This is a genomic window from Mesorhizobium sp. WSM4887 (genome assembly GCF_029625865.1).
Lineage (GTDB): Bacteria > Pseudomonadota > Alphaproteobacteria > Rhizobiales > Rhizobiaceae > Mesorhizobium.
The window spans coordinates 1,023,065-1,042,929 of sequence record NZ_JARTVP010000001.1; the positions used below are offsets into that span (position 1 = coordinate 1,023,065).

18 protein-coding genes are annotated in these 19,865 nt (G+C 64.6%); 16 read left to right on the forward strand and 2 right to left on the reverse strand.

Annotated elements, in window-relative coordinates; all coding sequences use genetic code 11:
* Window positions 1-9: 9 nt before the first annotated feature.
* From nirB to P9230_RS04870, 3 genes are read left to right on the forward strand one after another with little or no spacing between them, the layout of a single operon-like run.
* Window positions 10-2,460: a nitrite reductase large subunit NirB gene (gene nirB, locus P9230_RS04860; RefSeq protein WP_278117639.1), complete on the forward strand. Its 2,451-nt coding sequence runs from the start codon at window positions 10-12 to the stop codon at window positions 2,458-2,460.
* A 58-nt stretch (window positions 2,461-2,518) separates the two neighbouring features.
* Entirely contained in the window at window positions 2,519-2,848 is a 330-nt protein-coding gene (nirD, locus tag P9230_RS04865) for a nitrite reductase small subunit NirD (protein WP_095824989.1), read from the forward strand.
* A gap of 3 nt (window positions 2,849-2,851) precedes the next feature.
* Entirely contained in the window at window positions 2,852-5,521 is a 2,670-nt protein-coding gene (locus P9230_RS04870; RefSeq protein ID WP_278117641.1) for a nitrate reductase, read from the forward strand.
* Window positions 5,522-5,537: 16 nt separating this feature from the next.
* On the opposite strand, the gene P9230_RS04875 is transcribed toward P9230_RS04870, so the two are convergent.
* Both P9230_RS04875 and P9230_RS04880 read right to left on the reverse strand, forming a co-directional pair.
* Window positions 5,538-6,755, reverse strand: coding sequence for an FAD-dependent oxidoreductase (locus P9230_RS04875; protein ID WP_278117643.1), 1,218 nt, complete (start codon window positions 6,753-6,755; stop codon window positions 5,538-5,540).
* A 15-nt stretch (window positions 6,756-6,770) separates the two neighbouring features.
* Entirely contained in the window at window positions 6,771-7,535 is a 765-nt protein-coding gene (locus P9230_RS04880) for an HpcH/HpaI aldolase/citrate lyase family protein (RefSeq protein ID WP_278117645.1), read from the reverse strand.
* Between the two features lie 104 nt (window positions 7,536-7,639).
* On the opposite strand from P9230_RS04880, the gene P9230_RS04885 reads away from it, so the two are divergent.
* The 13 genes from P9230_RS04885 to P9230_RS04945 all read left to right on the forward strand — a co-directional run bounded on the left by P9230_RS04885 (window position 7,640) and on the right by P9230_RS04945 (window position 19,831).
* The gene (locus tag P9230_RS04885; RefSeq protein WP_278117647.1) at window positions 7,640-8,530 is read left to right on the forward strand and encodes a 2-hydroxy-3-oxopropionate reductase; all 891 of its coding nucleotides are present in this window, start codon (window positions 7,640-7,642) and stop codon (window positions 8,528-8,530) included.
* Window positions 8,531-8,533: 3 nt separating this feature from the next.
* Window positions 8,534-9,346 (forward strand): shikimate dehydrogenase, encoded by an 813-nt coding sequence (locus P9230_RS04890; RefSeq protein ID WP_278117649.1) that lies wholly within the window; start codon window positions 8,534-8,536, stop codon window positions 9,344-9,346.
* Window positions 9,339-10,145, forward strand: a complete 807-nt coding sequence (locus tag P9230_RS04895; RefSeq protein WP_278117651.1) for an SDR family oxidoreductase — start codon at window positions 9,339-9,341, stop codon at window positions 10,143-10,145. Before P9230_RS04890 ends, P9230_RS04895 begins: the two co-directional genes overlap by 8 nt.
* A 13-nt stretch (window positions 10,146-10,158) precedes the next feature.
* Window positions 10,159-10,506 (forward strand): RidA family protein, encoded by a 348-nt coding sequence (locus P9230_RS04900; RefSeq protein ID WP_067328794.1) that lies wholly within the window; start codon window positions 10,159-10,161, stop codon window positions 10,504-10,506.
* 76 nt (window positions 10,507-10,582) lie between these two features.
* On the forward strand, window positions 10,583-11,371 hold the full coding sequence (locus P9230_RS04905) for a FadR/GntR family transcriptional regulator (RefSeq protein ID WP_278117653.1): 789 nt from the start codon (window positions 10,583-10,585) through the stop codon (window positions 11,369-11,371).
* 279 nt (window positions 11,372-11,650) lie between these two features.
* Entirely contained in the window at window positions 11,651-12,361 is a 711-nt protein-coding gene (locus tag P9230_RS04910; RefSeq protein ID WP_278117655.1) for an SDR family oxidoreductase, read from the forward strand.
* An 11-nt stretch (window positions 12,362-12,372) separates the two neighbouring features.
* Window positions 12,373-13,122, forward strand: a complete 750-nt coding sequence (locus P9230_RS04915; protein WP_278117657.1) for an SDR family oxidoreductase — start codon at window positions 12,373-12,375, stop codon at window positions 13,120-13,122.
* 83 nt (window positions 13,123-13,205) lie between these two features.
* Window positions 13,206-14,153 carry a LysR substrate-binding domain-containing protein gene (locus tag P9230_RS04920; RefSeq protein WP_067328785.1) on the forward strand — a complete coding sequence of 316 codons (948 nt, stop codon included), beginning with the start codon at window positions 13,206-13,208 and terminating at the stop codon, window positions 14,151-14,153.
* Window positions 14,154-14,240: 87 nt separating this feature from the next.
* On the forward strand, window positions 14,241-15,275 hold the full coding sequence (locus P9230_RS04925) for an amino acid ABC transporter substrate-binding protein (RefSeq protein ID WP_278115489.1): 1,035 nt from the start codon (window positions 14,241-14,243) through the stop codon (window positions 15,273-15,275).
* A gap of 77 nt (window positions 15,276-15,352) precedes the next feature.
* Window positions 15,353-16,519: an ABC transporter permease subunit gene (locus tag P9230_RS04930; protein ID WP_245322400.1), complete on the forward strand. Its 1,167-nt coding sequence runs from the start codon at window positions 15,353-15,355 to the stop codon at window positions 16,517-16,519.
* A 3-nt stretch (window positions 16,520-16,522) separates the two neighbouring features.
* The gene (locus P9230_RS04935; protein ID WP_278054315.1) at window positions 16,523-17,602 is read left to right on the forward strand and encodes an amino acid ABC transporter permease; all 1,080 of its coding nucleotides are present in this window, start codon (window positions 16,523-16,525) and stop codon (window positions 17,600-17,602) included.
* Between the two features lie 13 nt (window positions 17,603-17,615).
* Entirely contained in the window at window positions 17,616-18,371 is a 756-nt protein-coding gene (locus tag P9230_RS04940) for an amino acid ABC transporter ATP-binding protein (RefSeq protein WP_067328781.1), read from the forward strand.
* Between the two features lie 53 nt (window positions 18,372-18,424).
* Window positions 18,425-19,831: an FAD-binding oxidoreductase gene (locus tag P9230_RS04945; protein ID WP_278117661.1), complete on the forward strand. Its 1,407-nt coding sequence runs from the start codon at window positions 18,425-18,427 to the stop codon at window positions 19,829-19,831.
* Window positions 19,832-19,865: the final 34 nt, after the last annotated feature.

Below are 19,865 nucleotides of genomic sequence, written 5' to 3' on the forward strand. Positions count from 1 at the left end.
TGACCGGACATGAGCGAGAAACTCGTCATCATCGGCAACGGCATGGCCCCCGGCAGGATGCTCGAGCACCTGCTGGAAGCCGCACCCGACCGCTACGCCGTCACCATCTTCAACGCCGAGCCGCGCGTGAATTACGACCGCATCATGCTGTCGCCGGTGCTTTCGGGCGAGAAGGAGTTCGAGGAAATCGTCATCCATGGGGACGGCTGGTACATCAAGCACGGCATCACCCTCTACAAGGGCCACAGGATCGTCGCCATCGACCGCGAAGCGAGGACCGTCACCTCGGACCACGGCGTGACCGAAGGCTACGACAGGCTGATCATCGCCACCGGCTCGGTGCCGTTCATCATCCCGGTGCCGGGCAAGGACTTGCCGGGCGTGCTCAGCTACCGCGATCTCGACGACGTCAACGCCATGCTGCTTGCCGCGCAGTCGCGCGCCAAGGCGATCGTCATCGGCGGCGGCTTGCTCGGCCTTGAAGCGGCGGCCGGGCTTAAAGAGCGCGGCATGGACGTGACCGTCCTGCACGTCATGCCGACACTGATGGAGCGCCAGCTCGATCCGGCTGCCGGCTACCTGCTGCAGAAGGCCGTCGAGGCGCGCGGCATCAAGGTCATGATCAAGGCCAACACCAAGGCCATTGTCGGCAATGGCAAGGTCGAGGGCGTCGAACTCATGGACGGCACGATCATTCCGGCGACGCTGGTCGTGATGGCGGTCGGCATCCGCCCGAATATCGCGCTGGCCAAGGACGCAGGGCTGGAAGTCAATCGCGGCATCGTCGTCGACGACCGCATGCAGACATCCGATCCGGCGATCATGGCGCTCGGCGAATGCGCCGAGGTCGGCGGCCATGTCTACGGGTTGGTCGCGCCCCTCTACGAGATGGCCCGCGTCGCGGCAGCCGGGCTGGCGAACGGCGAGGACAGGCGCTTCGTCCATTCCGACACGCCGACCAAGCTCAAGGTCACCGGCATCGACCTTTATTCGCTCGGCGACTTTGCCGACGGCGACGACCGCGAGGAGATCATCCTGCGCGACGCATCCGCCGGCATCTACAAGCGGGTCGTGCTGCAGGACAACCGCATCATCGGCACGGTGCTGTTCGGCGAGACCGCCGACGGCGCCTGGTTCAATGATTTGAAGAAGAAGGCGACCGACATCTCGGAGATGCGTGACACGCTGATCTTCGGCCAGGCATTCCAGGGAGGCGCTTCCTCGGACCCTTTGGCGGCCGTTGCGGCACTGGCGGATGATGCGGAAATCTGCGGCTGCAACGGCGTCTGCAAGGGAAAGATCACCGGCGCGATCACCGGCAAAGGGCTGACCGGGCTCGACGACGTGCGCGCCCACACCAAGGCCTCGGCTTCGTGCGGCTCGTGCACGGGTCTCGTCGAACAACTCCTGAAACTCACGCTGGGCGAGGCCTACAATCCGGCGGGGGTGCAGCCCATGTGCGGCTGCACGAGCCTCGGTCATGACGACGTGCGGCGCCTGATCAAGGCGAAGGGGTTGAAAACGATACCGGCCATCATGCAGGAGCTCGAATGGAAGACCTCCTGCGGCTGCGCGAAGTGCCGGCCCGCGCTCAACTACTATCTGGTCTGCGATTGGCCGGACCAATATGCCGACGACTATCAGTCGCGCTTCATCAACGAGCGTGTGCACGCCAACATCCAGAAGGACGGCACCTATTCGGTCGTGCCGCGCATGTGGGGCGGCGTCACCAGCGCGAGTGAATTGCGCGCCATCGCCGACGTGGTCGATAAGTTCGGCATCCCGACGGTGAAGGTGACCGGCGGCCAGCGCATCGACATGCTTGGCATCCGCAAGGAGGACTTGCCGGCGGTATGGGCCGATCTCGGCAAGGCTGGCTTCGTCTCGGGTCATGCCTATGCCAAGGGCCTGCGCACGGTGAAGACCTGCGTCGGCTCCGACTGGTGCCGTTTCGGCACCCAGGATTCGACGGGGCTGGGCATCCGCATCGAGAAGTTCATGTGGGGTTCCTGGACCCCGGCCAAGGTGAAGATGGCGGTCTCGGGATGCCCGCGCAATTGCGCCGAAGCGACCTGCAAGGATGTCGGCGTGGTCTGCGTCGATTCTGGCTACGAGATCCACTTCGCTGGCGCCGCCGGCCTCGACATCAAGGGCACCGAAGTGCTCGGTCTGGTGAAGACCGAGGACGAAGCGCTGGAGGTGATCGTGGCGCTTGTCCAGATGTATCGCGAGCAGGCCCGCTACCTCGAGCGCATCTACAAATGGGCCAAGCGCGTCGGTGCCGCCGAGATCAAAAAGCAGGTCCTGGAGGACGTGGAGAAGCGCCGCGCCTACTTCGAGCGCTTCGTCTTTTCGCAAAAATTCGCGCAGGTCGACCCGTGGTCCGAACGCGTCTCCGGCAAAGACAAGCACGAGTTCCGGCCGCTGGCCTCGGTCGGGTTCGCCGAGGCGGCCGAGTGATGGAGAAGTTCGCGCCATCCTGGACGCTCGCCTATCAAGCAAATACGGGAGTGCCCCAATGAACTGGATCGCAATCGGCTCCGTTTCCGACGTCCCTCGCCGCGGCGCGCGTTGCGTGGCCACCCCGCAAGGCAAGATCGCGGTTTTCCGCACCGCGGATGACCAGGTCTTTGCGATCGAAGACCATTGCCCGCACAAGGGCGGGCCGCTCAGCCAGGGCATCGTCCATGGCGCGGCGGTGACCTGCCCGCTGCACAATTGGGTGATCTCGCTGGAGACCGGCAAGGCGCTCGGCGCCGACGAAGGCTCGGTTAGGACGATCCCGGTCAGGATCGAAGGCGAACGGCTGTTCATTGCGCTCGAAGCATTGGCCTCGAAAGCGGCCTGAGCCATGGAAGAAGCACGCGAGGTGAGGACCACCTGCCCCTATTGCGGGGTGGGATGCGGCGTGGTGGCCGAGATCGCCGCGGATGGCAAGGCAACCGTCCGCGGCGATCCCGAGCACCCGGCCAATTTCGGCCGCCTTTGCTCTAAGGGTGCCGCGCTTGGCGAAACGCTCGGCCTCGAGGGCCGCTTGCTTCAGCCGGAAATCCAAGGCAGGCAGACGAGTTGGGACGAAGCGCTCGACCTCGCCGCCGCGAAATTCTCGCGTGCGATTGCCGAGCATGGGCCGGACTCGGTTGCATTCTATGTCTCCGGCCAGTTGCTTACCGAAGATTACTACGTAGCCAACAAGCTGATGAAGGGCTTTATCGGCTCGGGCAATATCGATACCAATTCGCGGCTGTGCATGGCCTCGTCGGTCGCCGGCCACCGCCGCGCTTTCGGCGAGGACATCGTTCCCGGTGTCTATGAGGATTTCGAGCACGCCGATCTGATCGTGCTCACCGGCTCCAACACCGCATGGTGCCACCCCGTGCTCTACCAGCGCATGCTCGCAGCGCAGCGCGAACGCGGAACCAGGATCGTCGTCATCGATCCGCGCCGCACCGCCACGGCCGACGAATGCGACCTGCACCTGGCGCTTGATCCGGGCACGGACGTGCTCTTGTTCAACGGCCTTCTGGCGCATCTCGTCCAGAGCGGAAAGATCGACGCGGATTTCATCCGCACCAGCACATCGGGCTTCGAAGCCGCTGCCGCGCTGGCCGGTGCCGATGCGCCGTCGGTCGCGCGCGTCGCAAAAGGCTGCGGGCTGGTGGCCACGGATGTCCAGGCCTTTTATGAGATCTTCGCCGGCACCGAACGGACGGTCACCGTCTACAGCCAGGGCGTCAACCAGTCGGCACATGGAACCGACAAGGTCAGCGCCATCCTCAACTGCCACCTCGCCACCGGCCGCATTGGCAAGCCAGGCATGGGGCCGTTCTCGGTCACGGGCCAGCCGAACGCCATGGGCGGCCGCGAGGTGGGGGGCCTCGCCAACCAACTTGCCGCGCACATGGACTTCGCGGATCAGGCCGCTGTCGAGCGGGTCTCCCGCTTCTGGAAGGCGCCCGGAATCGCGCGACGCGGCGGGCTGAAGGCCGTGGACATGTTCCAGGCGGTTGCCGACGGCCGCATCAAGGCGCTGTGGATCATGGGCACTAATCCCGCGGTGAGCATGCCGGACGCGTCGCGCGTGCGCGCCGCCCTGTCCAAATGCGATTTCGTCGCGGTTTCGGATGTGACCCGCACCGACACCACGCGCTATGCCGACGTGCTGCTGCCCGCCGCTGCCTGGGGCGAGAAGGACGGCACGGTCACAAATTCGGAACGGCGCCTCTCGCGTCAGCGGCCGTTCGTGCCGTCGCCGGGCGAAGTGAAAGCCGATTGGCGCATCATCTGCGAGGTCGCCGCGCGCATGGGCTTCGGCGATGCTTTTGCCTACCAGACGCCGGCCGAAATCTTCCGCGAGCATGCCGCGCTCTCGGCTTTCGAGAACAATGGGGGGCGCTTGTTCGATCTGGGCGGCCTGATGGACCTCAGCGATGCGGGCTATGCCGGCTTCGCGCCGCGCCACTGGCCGGCACCAGAATCGCGCGAGTACCAGACGAGATTGTTTGCGGACGGTCGTTTCCCGACACCGGACGGCCGTGCGCGTTTCGTGCCGGTGCGGCAGGAGGCGACGGCGTTTACAGTCGATGCGGACTATCCGCTTGCGCTGAACACGGGCCGGTTGCGCGACCAATGGCACACCATGACGCGTACCGGCACCGTGCCGCGCCTGATGGCCAACACGCCGGAACCGGCGGTCGACCTCAATCCGGCGGATGCGGCCGCGCACCAGCTCAAGGATGGTGACCTTGCCCATCTGTCGACGCGCTTCGGTTTCGTGCGCGCGAGAGTACGTGTGACCAACGCGCAGCGGCGCGGCCATGCCTTCATGCCCATGCATTGGAGCGGCCAGTTCGCGGCCAGGGCCGCCACCGGCCTGCTGTCCTCGCCTGTCACCGACCCGCATTCCGGCCAGCCGGAACTGAAGCATGTCCCAGTCAGAATCGTGCGCGAAAACACTGGATGGGCCGGCGTGCTCATCACGCGGCGCGACCTCAGGCCGACCGGTTTCGTCCACTGGAGCCGCTACGCGGTCGAAGGCGGCTGGGTCTACGAACTGACGGGGACCGAGCCGCCGGACCAGGGCATTCTTCTGGCGCGCAAGCTGCTCGGCGTTCAACGGCAGGATCAACTGCTCGAATACACCGATCGCCGCGGGCTCGCTTATCGCGCCGCTGCGATCGACGAAGGCGGCGCCATGGCTGAGGCCGTGCTGGTCGCCGCTCCAGACCAGTTGCCGACGCGGGACTGGCTGGTCTCGCTGCTGGCCACCCGCCAGCCGCTGTCGCCAGCCGATCGCCATGCGCTTCTTTCCGGGCGTTCACCAGCGCCGATGCCCGCCATCGGGCGGGTCGTGTGCTCATGCTTCCACGTCGGCGTCAACCAGCTCGCTTCGGCGGTCGCTGCGGGCTGCGACAGTCTGGAGGCGATCGGCTCGACGCTGCGCGCCGGAACCAACTGCGGGTCGTGCCGCTCGGAGATAAGGGCGATCATCGACGCCCGGCACGTTCAGGCCGCCGAGTGAAATTCTCCGGAACAGCTCAGATCACCGCTTCTTCCAGGAACGGTTCGTTGCGCGGGATGCGCTCGTAACAGAACGGTGACAGGTCCAGCGTCTGGTAGGCGCCGTGAACGATCAGCTCCGACACCGCCCGCCCGACCGCCGGCGACTGCTGCAGGCCGTGCCCTGAGAAGCCGTTGGCGAACATGAAGTTCTTCACCTCCGGGTGAAAGCCGACGATGCCGTTGTGGTCGAGCATGTTGTATTCGTAGTGGCCGGTCCAACTGGTCTGGACCTTGAGCGCGTCGAAGGCCGGAATGCGGTGCCACAGCGCCGGCCAGATATAGTCGTCGAACTCCTCGAAATGCATTTCGAAATCGTCGTAATCGGCCGGCCCGTCGCCCTGCGGCGTGTTGCCGGTGAGGAAGAGCTCGCCTTCCGGGCGCACGAAAGTGCCGGAAAGGTCGATGACGTTGGGCATTCGCCCAGGGATCGGGTTGGCGCTGGCGAAGACGAAGCTGTAGCGCTTGTACGGGGCTACCGGGATGGAAAGGCCGGCCATGGCAGCGACCTGCTGCGCTCGCGGGCCGGCGGCGTTGACCAGGGTTCCGCAAGCGACTGTCTCGCCGGTCGCCAGCCGAGCGGAGACAACCCGCCCATCGACGACATCCAGTCCGGTCACGGCATTGTCGATGTACTCGACCCCGCTGGCGCGGGCGGCGCGGCGGAAGCCGTTCAACATGCCCATGGAATCGAACCAGCCCTCTTCGCGCGCACCCCACGAACCGCCGCCGAGGTCGTCGACATTCAGCCAGGGGAAGCGTTCCTTCAGCGGACCCGGCTCGAGGAAGACGGTGTGGGCGCCGAGGCTGCGCTGCAGCTCGACCCGCTCCTTGGCCGCCTCCACGCCTTCCGGCGAGCAGCAATAGAGATATCCGTGCTCCTTGAAGCCGAGATCGGGCGCCGGCTCGTTCGTGTAGAAGGGCGCCATCCGCTCCTGGAAACCGCGGATGATCTCGATGCCGAACTGGCTGATCTTCACATTGATCGGATTGGAATATTGCTGGCGGATGGCGCTGGTGGAGAGCGCCGTCGAGGAGAATTCGTAGCTGGAGTCGCGCTCGACCACGAGGATCGAGGCGCCACTGCCCAGCGCCTGGCTCAGCCAGTAAGCCGTCGAAGAGCCGATGACGGCACCGCCGACGATGACGATGTCGTAGGCGTAGCGCGAGGGTGCTTTGTAAGGGGGGATCGCCACGGCCGTCTCCCGAGTCTAGCGGTTGAAGGACGCAATCAGGGCGTCCGAGCCCCGCGCCAGCAGGCCGAGGTCGGAACCGACGGCAACCATGGTGAAGCCTTCGGCGAGATAGCGGTCGGCGTCGGCCTTCACGGGAGCCAAAATCCCGCTCGCCTTGCCTGCCGCGGCCGTGGCCTTGCGCACGGAAGCGATCGCTTCCTGCACATGCGCAGCTCCGGGATTGCCCATCGCGCCCATATTCATGGAAAGATCGCCGGGCCCGACAAACAGAACGTCCACGCCATCCACCGCTGCGATCTCAGCCGCATTGGCGACGCCGGCCGCGTCCTCGATCTGCACCGCCAACAACTGCTGCTCGCGCGCTTTCGCATGATACCCGGCGATACGGCCGAAGGCGTTGGCGCGATGGCCGACCGAGAAGCCGCGGAAGCCGCCCGGAGCATAGGTCATCGCCGCGACGATTGCGCGCGCCTGCTCCGGCGTGCGCACATTCGGAATCATCAGGCTGCGGGCACCGACATCCAGAGCCTGCTTCATCAGGTTGGGATCGTCGGACGGCAGGCGCACCATTGCCTCGCACGGAAATGCCGCCGCGACCTGAAGCTGCGACATGATGCTGCGCAAATCGTTGGGGCTGTGCTCGCCGTCGATCAGCAGCCAGCCCGCTCCGGAACCAGCCACCACTTCTGTGGTCAGCGCTGAAGCCAGCGAGCACCAGATGCCGATATGAGGCCGGCCGGCCTTAACGGCCGCCTTCAGCGAATTGACGCGCTCTTGCATTTGCGATCGGTCTCCAGTGGAAGGTGCATTGAAATTTGTATGATGTCCTATATCATACGCCTCCATCGAGCTGCAAGACGCTCTGGCGAGCACGGGAGTTGCGCATGAAAATCGGCTTCATCGGACTTGGCGTCATGGGCGCGCCCATGGCGCGGCATCTTGCCGATGCCGGGCACGAGATCGTCACAGTGCTCAATCGCTCTCCTCTGCCTGCCGATCTGAAAGCGTCGGTGCTGGCTTCCCCGGCGGAAGTGGCGCGGGTTTGCGAAATCATCATCACCATGCTGCCCGATACGCCCGACGTGGAGCGCGTCCTGCTCGGGCCGGGTGGCGTGCTCGAAGGGATTTCAGCCGGCAAGCTGGTCATCGACATGAGCTCGATCAGCCCGATCGCCACCGCGCAATTCGCGGCGAAGTTCAGGGAAGCGGGAGGCGGCTTCCTCGACGCACCCGTCTCCGGCGGCGAGGTCGGCGCAAAAGCGGCGAGTCTCACCATCATGGTCGGCGGGCCGGCTGCCGAATTCGAGCGCGCGCTGCCCATCTTCGAAAAGCTCGGCAAGAATATCACCCTGATCGGCGAGAAGAACGGCGCCGGCCAGACCTGCAAGATAGCCAACCAGATCATCGTCGCGCTCAACATAGAAGCCGTTGCCGAAGCGCTTGTTTTTGCCAGTAAAGCGGGCTGCGATCCGGCGAAGGTCCGAAGCGCGCTGATGGGCGGCTTCGCCTCGTCCCGCGTGCTCGAAGTGCATGGCGAGCGCATGATCGCCCGCACCTTCGCGCCGGGCTTCCGCATCCGCTTGCACCAGAAAGATCTCAACCTCGCGCTCGAAAGCGCCCGCGCGCTTGGAGCCGCCCTGCCGAGCACGGCGCTGGCGCAGCAACTGATGAATGCCTGTGCGGCCCGCCCGGGCGGCGCGGAAGCAGACCACTCGTCGCTCGTCCGGGCTCTCGAGGTCCTGAGCGATCGTGAACTGTCAAACGGAAAGGAATAACCGATGCGCGGAACCGGCAAGGCCGATGTCTTCGTCATGCTGGCCCATCCCGTGGGCCACGCGAAAAGCCCTGGCATCTTCAACGAGATCTTCGAGCAGAAGGGGCTCGACAGCCTGATGGTGCCGCTGAGCTGCCGTCCGGAAGACTTCGATACTTTCTGGGCCGGCATCACGGCGGCGGAGAACATCCGCGGCGTCATCATCTCGGTGCCCTATAAGGTCCCAGTCTACCACAAATGCGCCGCCGCCCACGATCGCGCCGCGCGCGTGCAGAGCGCGAATTCCGTGCGCCGGCAGGCGGACGGCACCTGGTATGCCGACAATTTCGACGGCGTCGGCTTCATCGACGGCTTGAAGGCCGGCGGACACCGGATTGCCGGCCGGCGCATCCTCCAGGTCGGCGCAGGCGGTGCGGGCGCAACGCTGACCTACTGCCTCGCCGAGGAAGGCGCGACGGAGATCCGCCTCGCCGACATCGACAGGGAACGCGCGCAAAAGCTCGCTTCGCTGGTCAGCAGGTCGTTCCCCGATTGCCGCATCGAGGTCGGCGAACCCGATCCGTCCGGAATGGACATGGCGATCAACGCGACGCCCTCCGGGCTGAAGGCCGGCGATCCGCTGCCGATGGATGTGAACAAGCTGACGCCGGAGATGACCGTGGTCGACATCATCATGGAGCCGGCCGAAACGGCCCTGCTCAAGGCGGCGAAAGAGATCGGCTGCCGCATCCAGCCCGGACGCCCGATGATGGACTTCCAGGTCGAGGCCATGGCCGCATTCTTCGACATCGAGCGAAAGGAGCGCCACAATGGCTGAGGCTTCGACCGCGGTCGTCATCGGCGGCACGTCCGGGATCGGCCGCGCTATTGCGGAGCGCTTCGCCGAGGAAGGCTACCAGGTGGTCGTCGCAGGCCGGGACGCGAGCCGCGGCAAGGAAGCAGCCGAGGCCTGCGAGAGCGCCGGCGCCCCACGCGCCGTGTTTGTCCAGACCGATGTCGGCGATCCCGCTTCCGTCGAGGCGCTGGCGCAAGACGTCAGCAATGCGTTCGGCACCCCTCATGTCGTGGTCAACTGCGCCGGCATCCTGCAGAGCGGCAAGCATGTGCTCGACCAGGACCTCACCGAAGACGAGCAGATTTGGCGGATCAACTATCGCGGCACGCTGCTTGGCTGCCAGTTGTTCGGCCGGCTGATGTCGGCCGCCGGACGCGGCGCGATCCTCAATGTCGGCTCGCTCGCCTCCTTCGCGCCGCTGTCGCTTCCGGCCTACACGCCCGGAAAGCATGCGGTGCTGGCGCTCACCCAGATCCTGGCTGCCGAACTCGGCCCGCATGGAGTCCGTGTGAACGCCGTAGCGCCGGGCTATACCCTCTCCGACGGGCTGAAGGCCAGGATCGCCAAGGGCGAACGCAACCCGGAAGCGATCCAGGCCACCACCGCGCTGCGCCGCTTCGTCGAGCCGCGCGATGTCGCCGAGGCGGCGCTGTTCCTCTGCTCCGACCGTGCCGCCTCGATCACCGGCGTCACGCTGCCCGTCGATGCGGGCTGGCTCGTCCAGGCGCCGTACGCGCAGTACCTGCAGGGCAACCCCATCCGGCAGACGCCGGCAATCTGACGAGGAAGATCCAGTGGGCGATATCCAACGCTTCGACTTCGACACCCGCATCCATCATGGCGTCATCCACAACGGCACGCTCTACCTGACCGGCCAGGTTGCCAAGCCGGGCCAACCGGCGGCCGACCAGATGCGCGAGGTGCTCGCCAAGATCGATGTCCTGCTCGCCAAGGCCGGCACCGACAAGACCCGCATCCTCCACGTCCAGATGTGGCTGGACGACGTGCGGGATTTCGACGAGGTCAATGCGGTCTGGGACGCCTGGATGCCGAAAGAGCATGCGCCGGCACGCTCTTCCGGCGAGGGGCGGATGGCCAAGCCCGGCATGCTGGTCGAACTGATCGTCACCGCGGCGGTTTGAATGGTCTCGCCGGTTCGGGCATCATCCCGAATCTGAACTTGAACGGCCCTAGTCTGGACTTGAACGGAAGGCCTGAATGACGAAGCGCAAGCCGCTTTCCACCGTCGTGGCGGAGAGCCTGGCCGAAAAAATCCGCTCCGGTGAGTTGCAGCCGGGCGCGCAACTGCCGACCGAGGCGGAGCTTTGCGCCGAATACGATGTCAGCCGCACCGTCGTGCGCGAAGCCGTGGCGCGGCTGCGCTCCGAGGGCATGGTGGTGCCGCAGCAGGGACGCGGCATGTTCGTCAGCGAAACGCCCGTGCCGCGCAATTTCTCGATCCCGGACGAGGCGCTGAGAACCTTGCCGGAAACCATCGCCTTGCTCGAACTCAGGTTGAGCGTCGAAGTCGAATCCGCCGGGCTCTGCGCCGAACGCCGCACCGACAAGGAGGCGAGCGACATCCGTGCCATGATGGATGACATCGACGCGCAGCAGGCCGACCCGGCAGCGGTCCAGATCCACTACGACTACGATTTCCACCTCGCGATCGCCAAGGCCGCGCGCAACGAATTCATCCATGGCTTCCTGGCCTATCTCGGGCCGATGATCGTGCCGCGCTTCCAACTCGGCTACGTCGTCGAGCCGGCCCTGAAGGACAGCTATTACGCGCGCATCCACAGCGAGCACAAAGCCATCGTCGATGCCATCGAAAGACAGGATGGCGGCAAGGCCCGCCAGGCCATGCGCAAGCATCTGCACAACAGCCTCGGGCGCGTTCGCGCCCTCGCGCGGGCTTCCGGAGTCGAGGCGACCGACGCGGAGCAAAAGGCCGCCGCAGCCTCGCTCTTCACCAAAATGAAAAGGCCTGCGCCAACGGCCGGTTAAGGCCGGGACGGGTTCGATCCTTCGCGTGAGCACCGAATGCGACTTGCCGCGCGTTGCGAAAGCCGTGTTTTTGTTCCACCGGCGACCGGAAACCCTCTCCCGCGTGCCGACGGGATTGTTTTCCTTTGGTTCGCAGCGTTGGAGGCCGCGCAGGCAGCGTGGAACGTTTGAGCTGCCGGAAAGGCTCTCGAAAGTTTATCTTTCCTTTTTGCTGCTTTTCTTGGTTTCGCGGCACCGGTCGAGGCCGCAGACTAAGATCAGGCAATAGGGGAAGCCCACGTGACGACAGCCTTCATCACAGGTGCGACGAGCGGCATTGGGCGAGCCATCGCCATCGCGTTGAGCGACGCCGGCTACGACGTCTATGCGGTCGGTCGCAGCCAGGCGGCGCTGAAAGAACTGCAGGCCGAGCGTCCTGGCATCCTGCCGATCGCCGTTGACGTTACCGACCGCGAGGCTTTGGAATCGGTCCTGGCCGATCTCACCATCGATGTGCTGATCAACAACGCCGGCATCATGCCGCCGCTCGGCAATTTCGCCGACATGACGATCGCAGACATCGACACCACGTTGGAGGTGAACCTCAGCGCGGCGATCCTGCTCACCCGCCTCGTCGCGCCGCAGATGCGGGAGCGCCAGTCAGGCCACATCTTGTTCACCGGCTCCACCGCCGGCCACGCGGCCTATTCCAACATCGCCGTCTATTCGGCCACCAAGGCGGCGATCTCCGGCTTTGCCACTGCCTTGCGCGCCGACCTCTCGCCGTCCGGCATACGCGTCACCGAGATCGTCGCCGGTCGGGTCGAGACGCAGCTCTACAACGACATCCTCGACGCCGACGCCCGGGCGGCGATGTACGCCGGAAAAGTAGTGCAGCCGGACGACGTGGGCAGGATGGTCGTCGCTGTGCTGGCGCTCCCCGCATGGGCCGACGTTACTCGTTTCGACATCATACCGACCTGGCCGACCTCGCCCAGCGGCACCAAGTAAGGAAAACTGCAATGAAGGATCTTTCCGTTCTGATCGTCGGCGGCGGCGCCGGCCTTGGCGCCCTTCTCGCCCGCATGGTTGTGGAGGCCGGGGCGGCAAAGATCGGCATCATCGACATCAACCAGGAAGCCGCTGAGAGCGCTCTCGACGCGGCGAAAGCCAAGGGCCTGCCCACGGCTGCCGCAGCTTGCGACATCCAGGTCGGACCGCAGTGTCACGCCGCCTTCGACGCCATTGTCGCGAAGTTCGGGCGCGTCGACACGCTGATCAATTGCGCCGCGATCTATCCTCGGCGTCCGCTCCTCGAGATCACCGACGCCGAGTGGGACGCCTCCAACGGCATCAACATCAAGGGCACGTACCACATGATGGTGGCGGCCGTTCGCCACATGCAGTCGCAAGAGCCGAAAGCCCATGTGCGCGGAAGGATGGTAAACCTCACTTCCGTCGACGCCTTCAAGGCGCACCCGCAGAACGCCCATTATGCGGCGACCAAGGCCGCCGTCGTCAGCCTCACGCGCTCCTTTGCCCATCACGTCGCCAAGGACGGGATTTTGGTGAATTCCGTCGCGCCCGCCGGCATGGCCACCGAGAAGGCCAAGGCGCTCGGTTTTCTCGAGGAATTGGCCAAGGCAAGCCCGCTCGGCCGCGGCGCCGAGCCGACCGAGGTCGCCGAGTGGGTGCTCATGACCGGCGGCCCGAAGAACACCTATATGACCGGTGAAAACGTAATCGTCTCAGGCGGTTACATCTACGCCTGAATCGGTTTTCATAAGCCGGCGGCGTCTGAAATCCAGCAGTGCATGATCAACGGAGTCTCGAACGAAAGGAGGCGGACTTCACGATGACCGGCAAGCTTCGCCTTCCTTCGCTCAATGCGCTTCGCGTCTTCCACGCCGTCGCACAGCACAAGAGCTTCCGGCAGGCCGCCGACGAGCTCCTGGTGACGCCGCAAGCCGTCGGTCAGCAGATCAAGCTTTTGGAAGACACGCTGCAGGTGACGCTGTTCGAGCGCAAGGGGCGCTCGATTGAGCTGACTGAGTCGGCGATCTTGCTCTCGCACTATGTCAAAGCCGGCTTCGACGAATTTTCCGAAGGCGTTCGCCGCGTCACCAAATCGAACTACCGGGACCGCATCAATCTTAATGCGAGCCCCTACTTCGCAACGCACTATCTGCTGCCCAGGCTTTCATTGTTCCGCGAGATCCTGCCGGGCGCTGATCTGCGCCTGACGACGATGGTCGACCTGCCCGATTTCGGGCGTGACGACATCGATATGACGGTGCAGTGGGGCTATGGCAACTGGCCGGACTACGAGACCACGCTGCTGGTGCCGGACCCGAAGATCATATGCTGTACCCCGGCGATCGGCGAGAAGATCAAGTCGGCGCAGGACCTGACGCGGTTCACGCTGCTGGACACCGTCAAGTCGAAGCGGCTGTGGCCCGACATATTGCGGCACCTCGGAGTGGAACTGGCTGAGGGCGACCGCAGCATCGGGTTCGATGACGCCGCCACCATGCGCCGTGCGACGCTCCAAGGCATCGGTGTCGGCCTGGTTTCCATCATCGATGCCGAGGAGGACTTCAGGTCGGGCGCGCTGGTCGCGCCACTTGGCCGTGACGCCCTCTCGGACATGAAGCCGGAAGAAGTCCCCGGCTTCTACCTCGTCATGCCGCGCGGGCATCTGCGCGTGAAGGCGGTGGCCGCCCTGCATCGCTGGCTCGTCCAGCAGGATTGGGGCAGCGACCTCAAGCTTTCTCTGCCGAAACCGACACCGCTCTCCGATTAGGAGCGGCTTCGCGACCGAGGGCCGAAGCGCGTGTTTCGGGCCTCCAACAACAAGAACAAGTGAACCTCAACAGTGGAGCCAACAAACATGAAAATGATGAAATGGGGGGCCGCAGCCATGGCCCTTGGCCTGGTTCATTTTGCGGCGCCTGCCGAGGCGGCGGGCGGCAAGACGCTGGAAACGGTGAAGGCGCGCGGCTTGCTCAACTGCACGGGCCATGACGGCTCCTATCTCGGCTTCGCCGAGGTAGACGACAAGGGCAACTGGAAGGGCATGGACATCGACCTCTGCAAGGCGGTGGCGACCGCCGTGTTCGGCGACCCGGCCAAGCTGAAGATCGTCCCGATCAGCTGGGCGCAGCGCTGGCCGTCGCTGCAGTCGGGGGACGTCGACATCATCATCAAGGCGTCGGGCGGCACGCTCAGCCGAGATACCGAGCTCGGCCTGCAATTCTCGATGTCCTATTACCTCGGAACGACCAAGGTGATGGCGCATAAGGAGCTCAATCTGAAGTCGCTCAAGGACGCCGATGGCGGCTCGATCTGCATCCCCGCGGGGACGACCATCGAGCAGCAGGTCGCGGCCTATGCGCAGAAGGTCGGGATCAAGCTGGAGCCTGTCGTCATCGAAAAGACGGAAGAGCTCGAGCAAGCATACTTCTCGGGGCGCTGCGACATGTATGCCCAGTGGGGGCCAGTTCTCGCAATCGCGCGTGTCGCCAAGGGCAAGGTCGACGACCACGTGATCCTGCCCGACGTGCTCGCCGTCGAACCCGAGGTCATGATCGTGCGGCAAGGCGACGACAACTGGGTCGACGTCGCCAACTGGACGCTCTCCGCCCTGCTCTTCGCCGAGCAGGAAGGCATCACGTCCAAAAATGTCGATGAGATCAAAGCCAAGCCCACGTCGCCGGCAGTTGCCAAGTTCCTGGGTGCCGCGCCAGGCATGGGCAAGGGTCTCGGACTTCCTGACGACTGGGCCTACAACGTGATCAAGAAGGTCGGCAATTACGGCGAGATCTTCGATCGCGATCTCGGCAAGGAGTCGCCCTACAAGATGGATCGCGAGCTGACCAACCTGTGGAACAATGGCGGCGTCCTGTTCCCGCTGGTGATCGACTGACTCCACCTCTCAACGCAGCTCGCTCTGAGCTCCGCCTGGCACCGCCAGGCGGAGCCGGCGACAATTCGGGGACGACCATGATGGTCAGCCTGCTAAGAAATCAGAGGGTCCGCAATACGCTTTTACAGGTTCTTTATGTCGGCTCGCTTGCTGCGATGATCCTTGCCTGCGTGATGATCGCCCGGCGGAACCTGGCGCAGCAAGGCATCACCTCCGGCTTCGACTTCCTGTTCAAGTCGACGGGCTGGGATGTCAACTTCTCGCTGCTGCCCGCCACCGCCAACGACCCCTACTGGTGGTTCTTCCTCATCGGCGTCATCAACACGCTATTCCTGGGATGCACCGGGCTGATCCTGGCGACGATCGTCGGCACCATTGTCGGCCTGGCGCGGACCTCCTCGAACGAGCTGGCGCGGCTGCTTGGCCGCACCTATGTCGACATTTTCCGCAACATCCCGCTGATCCTCCAGGTCTTCTTCTGGTACGCCGTCATTACGCATCTGCCGACGCCACGCGCCGCGCACGAGGCCTTCGGCATGCTGCTGACCAGCCGCGGCCTCTATGTCCCGGTCCCCAATGTCGGCGGCGTCGCGTTTGCGGCAGCTTTCCTTGCTGTAATCGCCGCGATCGCGCTGCCGGTTTGGCTGGGCCGGACCACGCGCCTCAGCCAACCGCCCGGCGAGCGGCTCGGCATTCAACTGACCGCGGCCGCGACGGCACTGGCCAGCGCAGTCATTGTCCTTGCGCTGGGTCGCCTGCCGGACCTGCCGCTGCTCGACTTCCCTGCCCTGCAAGGCCTCAACCTCAAGGGCGGCCTGCGCATTCCTCCCGAATTTTCCGCTTTAGCCATCGCCATCGCCATCTATGGCGGCTCCTACATCGCCGAGATCGTGCGCGGCGGCTTCAAGGCAGTCGGCAAGGGCCAGATGGAGGCCGCACTTTCGCTGGGGCTGAGCCCCTGGCGCGTGTTCACGCTGGTGCGGCTGCCGCTGGCGCTGCGTGCCATGCTGCCGATCCTCGCGAACCAGTATGTCTGGCTGATGAAGGCGACGACCATGGGCATTGCGGTGGGCTTCACCGACTTCTTCATGATCGTGGCGCTGACCATCAACCACTCCGGCCAGACGCTGGAGGCGATCGGTATCCTGATGGCGGGCTTCCTGGCTATCAATCTCAGCCTGGCCGCCGTGTTCAACCGCATCAACAAAACCATTGCCCTCAAGGGCAATCAGTTGAGGGGGTGAGTGATGGAGATGGTAATTGTCGCTCCCCCTGCCCCTGGCAAGCTCGAAGACGTGAGGCGCCGTTTCTTCGCCACGCCGCTGCAGGCGCTGCTGTCGCTGATATCGCTGGCGATCATGACTTTCGTTCTCTGGAAGCTGCTGAACTGGGCGGTGTTCTCAGCGGTGTTCACCACCAGCGGCGGGCCCGAGGCCTGCCAGGCGGCGGCAGGAGCCTGCTGGTCGGTCATTGCCGCCAGGTGGCGCATCATCCTCTTCGGCCTCTATCCCTTCGAGGAGCAATGGCGCTCGGCCTTGGCCTGTGTGGCCGTCGTGGTCATGACCGTGCTGAGCTGCATCCCGGCCTTTTGGACCGGTAGCCGCATCGCGCTCGTCTGGGGCGCCGGAACGGCGCTCTACTATGTACTGATGAAAGGCGGCGTGCTCGGCCTTCCCTATGTCGGCGAGGAAGCCTGGGGCGGGCTGGCGCTCACCCTTTTCATCTTCGTCACCACCTGCCTGATCGGCTTCCCGCTGGCGATCTGCCTGGCTCTCTTGCGCCGCTCGGAGCTGCCCTGGATATCCAGGACCACGGGCCTGATCATCGACGGAGTGCGCTCGCTGCCGCTGATCTCTATCCTCTTCACCTTCGCCGTCGTGCTGCCTTTCGCGCTGCCGCAATGGATGGCAGGCGACAAGCTGTACAGAGTCATTCTCGGCTCGGCCCTGTTCTTCTCGGCCTATCAGGCCGAGATCGTGCGCGGCGGCATGCAGGGCGTTCCGAAGGGCCAGGAAGAAGCCGCCATGGCGCTCGGCATGAGCTACTGGCAGCGAATCGGCCGCATCCTCCTGCCGCAGGCCATGCGCAACGCGCTGCCGGCGACGATCAACCAGTTCGTGATCTCGTTCAAGGAAACCTCGCTGGTGGTTATCGTCGGTTTCTTCGAGATCCTCGCTTCCGGCAATGCCGCCTACGGCACCGGCGAATGGCGCTTCGCCTATGTCGAGGTCTATGCCTTCATTGCGTTGATCTATTTCGTCTTCGTCTTCAGCCTGTCCCGCTACGGTGCTTACCTCGAGCGCCGCATGTCGGTCGGCGAACGGTAGGGAGGCGCGCAAAGTGAATTCGACGCAGTCATCTGGCGCCGCGGTTCATATCGAGAACCTGGACAAATACTACGGCTCTTTCCACGCGCTGCGGAACATAAACCTTTCCGTGAAGCGCGGAGAAAAGATCGTCGTCTGCGGCCCCTCGGGCTCCGGCAAGTCGACCATGATCCGCTGCATCAATCGGCTCGAGCAGCACAATGGCGGGCGCATCACCGTGCTCGGCACCGAGCTCAACGACGATGTCGGCAACATTGACGGGATCAGGCGCGAAGTCGGCATGGTGTTCCAGCACTTCAACCTGTTCCCGCACATGACCGTGCTGGAGAACTGCATGATCGCACCGATGATCGTGCGCAAGCGACCGCGCGCCGAGGCCGAGGCGACCGCCCGGCGCTATCTGGAGAAGGTCCGCATTCCCGAGCAGGCGACGAAATTTCCCGGACAGCTCTCCGGCGGCCAGCAGCAGCGGGTGGCGATTGCGCGCGCGCTTTGCATGCAGCCGCAGCTCATGCTGTTCGACGAGCCGACGTCGGCGCTCGACCCGGAAATGATCGCCGAAGTGCTGGACGTCATGGTGACCCTTGCTTCGGACGGCATGACGATGATCTGTGTCACGCACGAGATGGGCTTCGCGCGCCGCGTCGCCGACCGCGTCATTTTCATGGACAGCGGCGAAATCGTCGAGGAGGCGCCGCCGGAGCAGTTCTTCACCTCTTGCCGGAACGAGCGCACCCGGCAATTCCTGTCGCAGGTGCTGGGTCATTGAGCCAGGCGCCGCTGCTGTCTATACGCGGCGTGCCACACATCGCAGGTATCGCAATGACCGACCCCGTGACCGCTTTGCGCGAGATTCTCGGACCGAAAGGCTGGCTTTCGGGCACCGACGCCGAGCCTTATCAGCGCGACTGGCTGAACCGCTATGGCGTCGCGCCTTTGGGCGTTGCCAGGCCCGCAAACACGGCCGAAGTTGCGGCAGTCGTCAAGGCATGCCGGATGGCGGGCTTGGCCGTGATTCCGCAAGGCGGAAACACCGGCCTATGCGGCGGCGCCGTCGCCGATCGGGCGAGCGCGGTGATCGTCTCGCTTTCGCGCATGACGGCAATAGGCGAACCGGATCCGGAGAGCGGGTCGATTGCGGTTGACGCGGGCGTTGTGCTCGCCGCGTTGCACGACGTGCTGGAGCCGCATGGCCTGATGTTCCCGATGCATCTCGGCGCCGAAGGCAGCGCCAGGATCGGCGGCCTGATCGGCACCAATGCCGGCGGCAGCCAGGCGTTTCGCTATGGCATGATGCAGGACCTTGTGCTCGGCCTCGAAATCGTGACCCCGGACGGCGCGATGTGGGACGGCCTTCGCGCGGTGCAGAAGGACAATGCCGGCTATCAGCTGCGCAAGCTGTTCTGCGGTGCCGAAGGCACGCTCGGCATCGTCACGCGCGCTGTCCTCAGGCTCTATCCCACCCCAAAACAACAGGCGAGCGCGCTTCTGGTAATGTCCGACTTCGCCGCGGCCGTTTCCTTCGGCACCTATCTGCGCGGCGAGGCCGGCGAGTTCCTTGCTGGGCTCGAATTCTTCTCCGATGTCGGCCTGACGCTGGCGCTCAAAAATCTGCCTGATCTCGCCTACCAGCTGGAAACACGAGGCGACGTCTACCTGCTCGTCGAACTGGCGTCAGGTTCGGCGCGCGTTCCGCTGGACGAAATCCTCGGTTCGGCACTGGAATGGGGTATGGAGGAAGGTCTGGTCGTGGATGGCGCGCTGGCCAATTCGGGCGCGCAGCGGGCGCAATTCTGGCGGCTGCGCGAGGAACAACCCGAGGGGCAGCGGCTGGAAGGCGAACAGTTGAAGCACGACATCTCGGTGCCGCCGGGCGCCATCGCCCGCTTCATCGAGACCGGCGCCGGGATTTGCGACGACATCCTGCCCGGCGTGCGGATCAACCCGTTCGGGCATCTCGGCGACGGCAACATCCACTACAATCTGTCGCCGCCGGAAGGCCGCGCCGATTTCGACGGCAAGGTGGGACAATTTGCCGAGGCGCTGGCTGCGCTCGCTACCGAGATGGGGGGCAGCTTCGCGGCGGAACATGGGCTTGGGCGCGCCAAGATCGCCATGGCCGAGCGGAATCGCAGTTCTGTGGAGCGGGAACTCATGGCGCGGCTGAAGGGCGCGTTCGACCCGCAGGGCACGATGAATCCCGGCGTCCTGGTTCGAATTGCAGAATAAAGAAAAACTTTCGAATGGATCGCATTTCTTGATT

Excerpts from the sequence above, each read along its gene's own strand:
- nirB (WP_278117639.1), top strand. The coding sequence starts at position 10 with ATGAGCGAGAAACTCGTCATCATCGGCAACGGCATGGCCCCCGGCAGG.
- nirD (WP_095824989.1), top strand. The coding sequence starts at position 2,519 with ATGAACTGGATCGCAATCGGCTCCGTTTCCGACGTCCCTCGCCGCGGC.
- P9230_RS04870 (WP_278117641.1), top strand. The coding sequence starts at position 2,852 with ATGGAAGAAGCACGCGAGGTGAGGACCACCTGCCCCTATTGCGGGGTG.
- P9230_RS04880 (WP_278117645.1), bottom strand. The coding sequence starts at position 7,535 with ATGCAAGAGCGCGTCAATTCGCTGAAGGCGGCCGTTAAGGCCGGCCGG.
- P9230_RS04885 (WP_278117647.1), top strand. The coding sequence starts at position 7,640 with ATGAAAATCGGCTTCATCGGACTTGGCGTCATGGGCGCGCCCATGGCG.
- P9230_RS04890 (WP_278117649.1), top strand. The coding sequence starts at position 8,534 with ATGCGCGGAACCGGCAAGGCCGATGTCTTCGTCATGCTGGCCCATCCC.
- P9230_RS04895 (WP_278117651.1), top strand. The coding sequence starts at position 9,339 with ATGGCTGAGGCTTCGACCGCGGTCGTCATCGGCGGCACGTCCGGGATC.
- P9230_RS04905 (WP_278117653.1), top strand. The coding sequence starts at position 10,583 with ATGACGAAGCGCAAGCCGCTTTCCACCGTCGTGGCGGAGAGCCTGGCC.
- P9230_RS04915 (WP_278117657.1), top strand. The coding sequence starts at position 12,373 with ATGAAGGATCTTTCCGTTCTGATCGTCGGCGGCGGCGCCGGCCTTGGC.
- P9230_RS04920 (WP_067328785.1), top strand. The coding sequence starts at position 13,206 with ATGACCGGCAAGCTTCGCCTTCCTTCGCTCAATGCGCTTCGCGTCTTC.
- P9230_RS04925 (WP_278115489.1), top strand. The coding sequence starts at position 14,241 with ATGAAAATGATGAAATGGGGGGCCGCAGCCATGGCCCTTGGCCTGGTT.
- P9230_RS04930 (WP_245322400.1), top strand. The coding sequence starts at position 15,353 with ATGATGGTCAGCCTGCTAAGAAATCAGAGGGTCCGCAATACGCTTTTA.
- P9230_RS04935 (WP_278054315.1), top strand. The coding sequence starts at position 16,523 with ATGGAGATGGTAATTGTCGCTCCCCCTGCCCCTGGCAAGCTCGAAGAC.
- P9230_RS04945 (WP_278117661.1), top strand. The coding sequence starts at position 18,425 with ATGACCGACCCCGTGACCGCTTTGCGCGAGATTCTCGGACCGAAAGGC.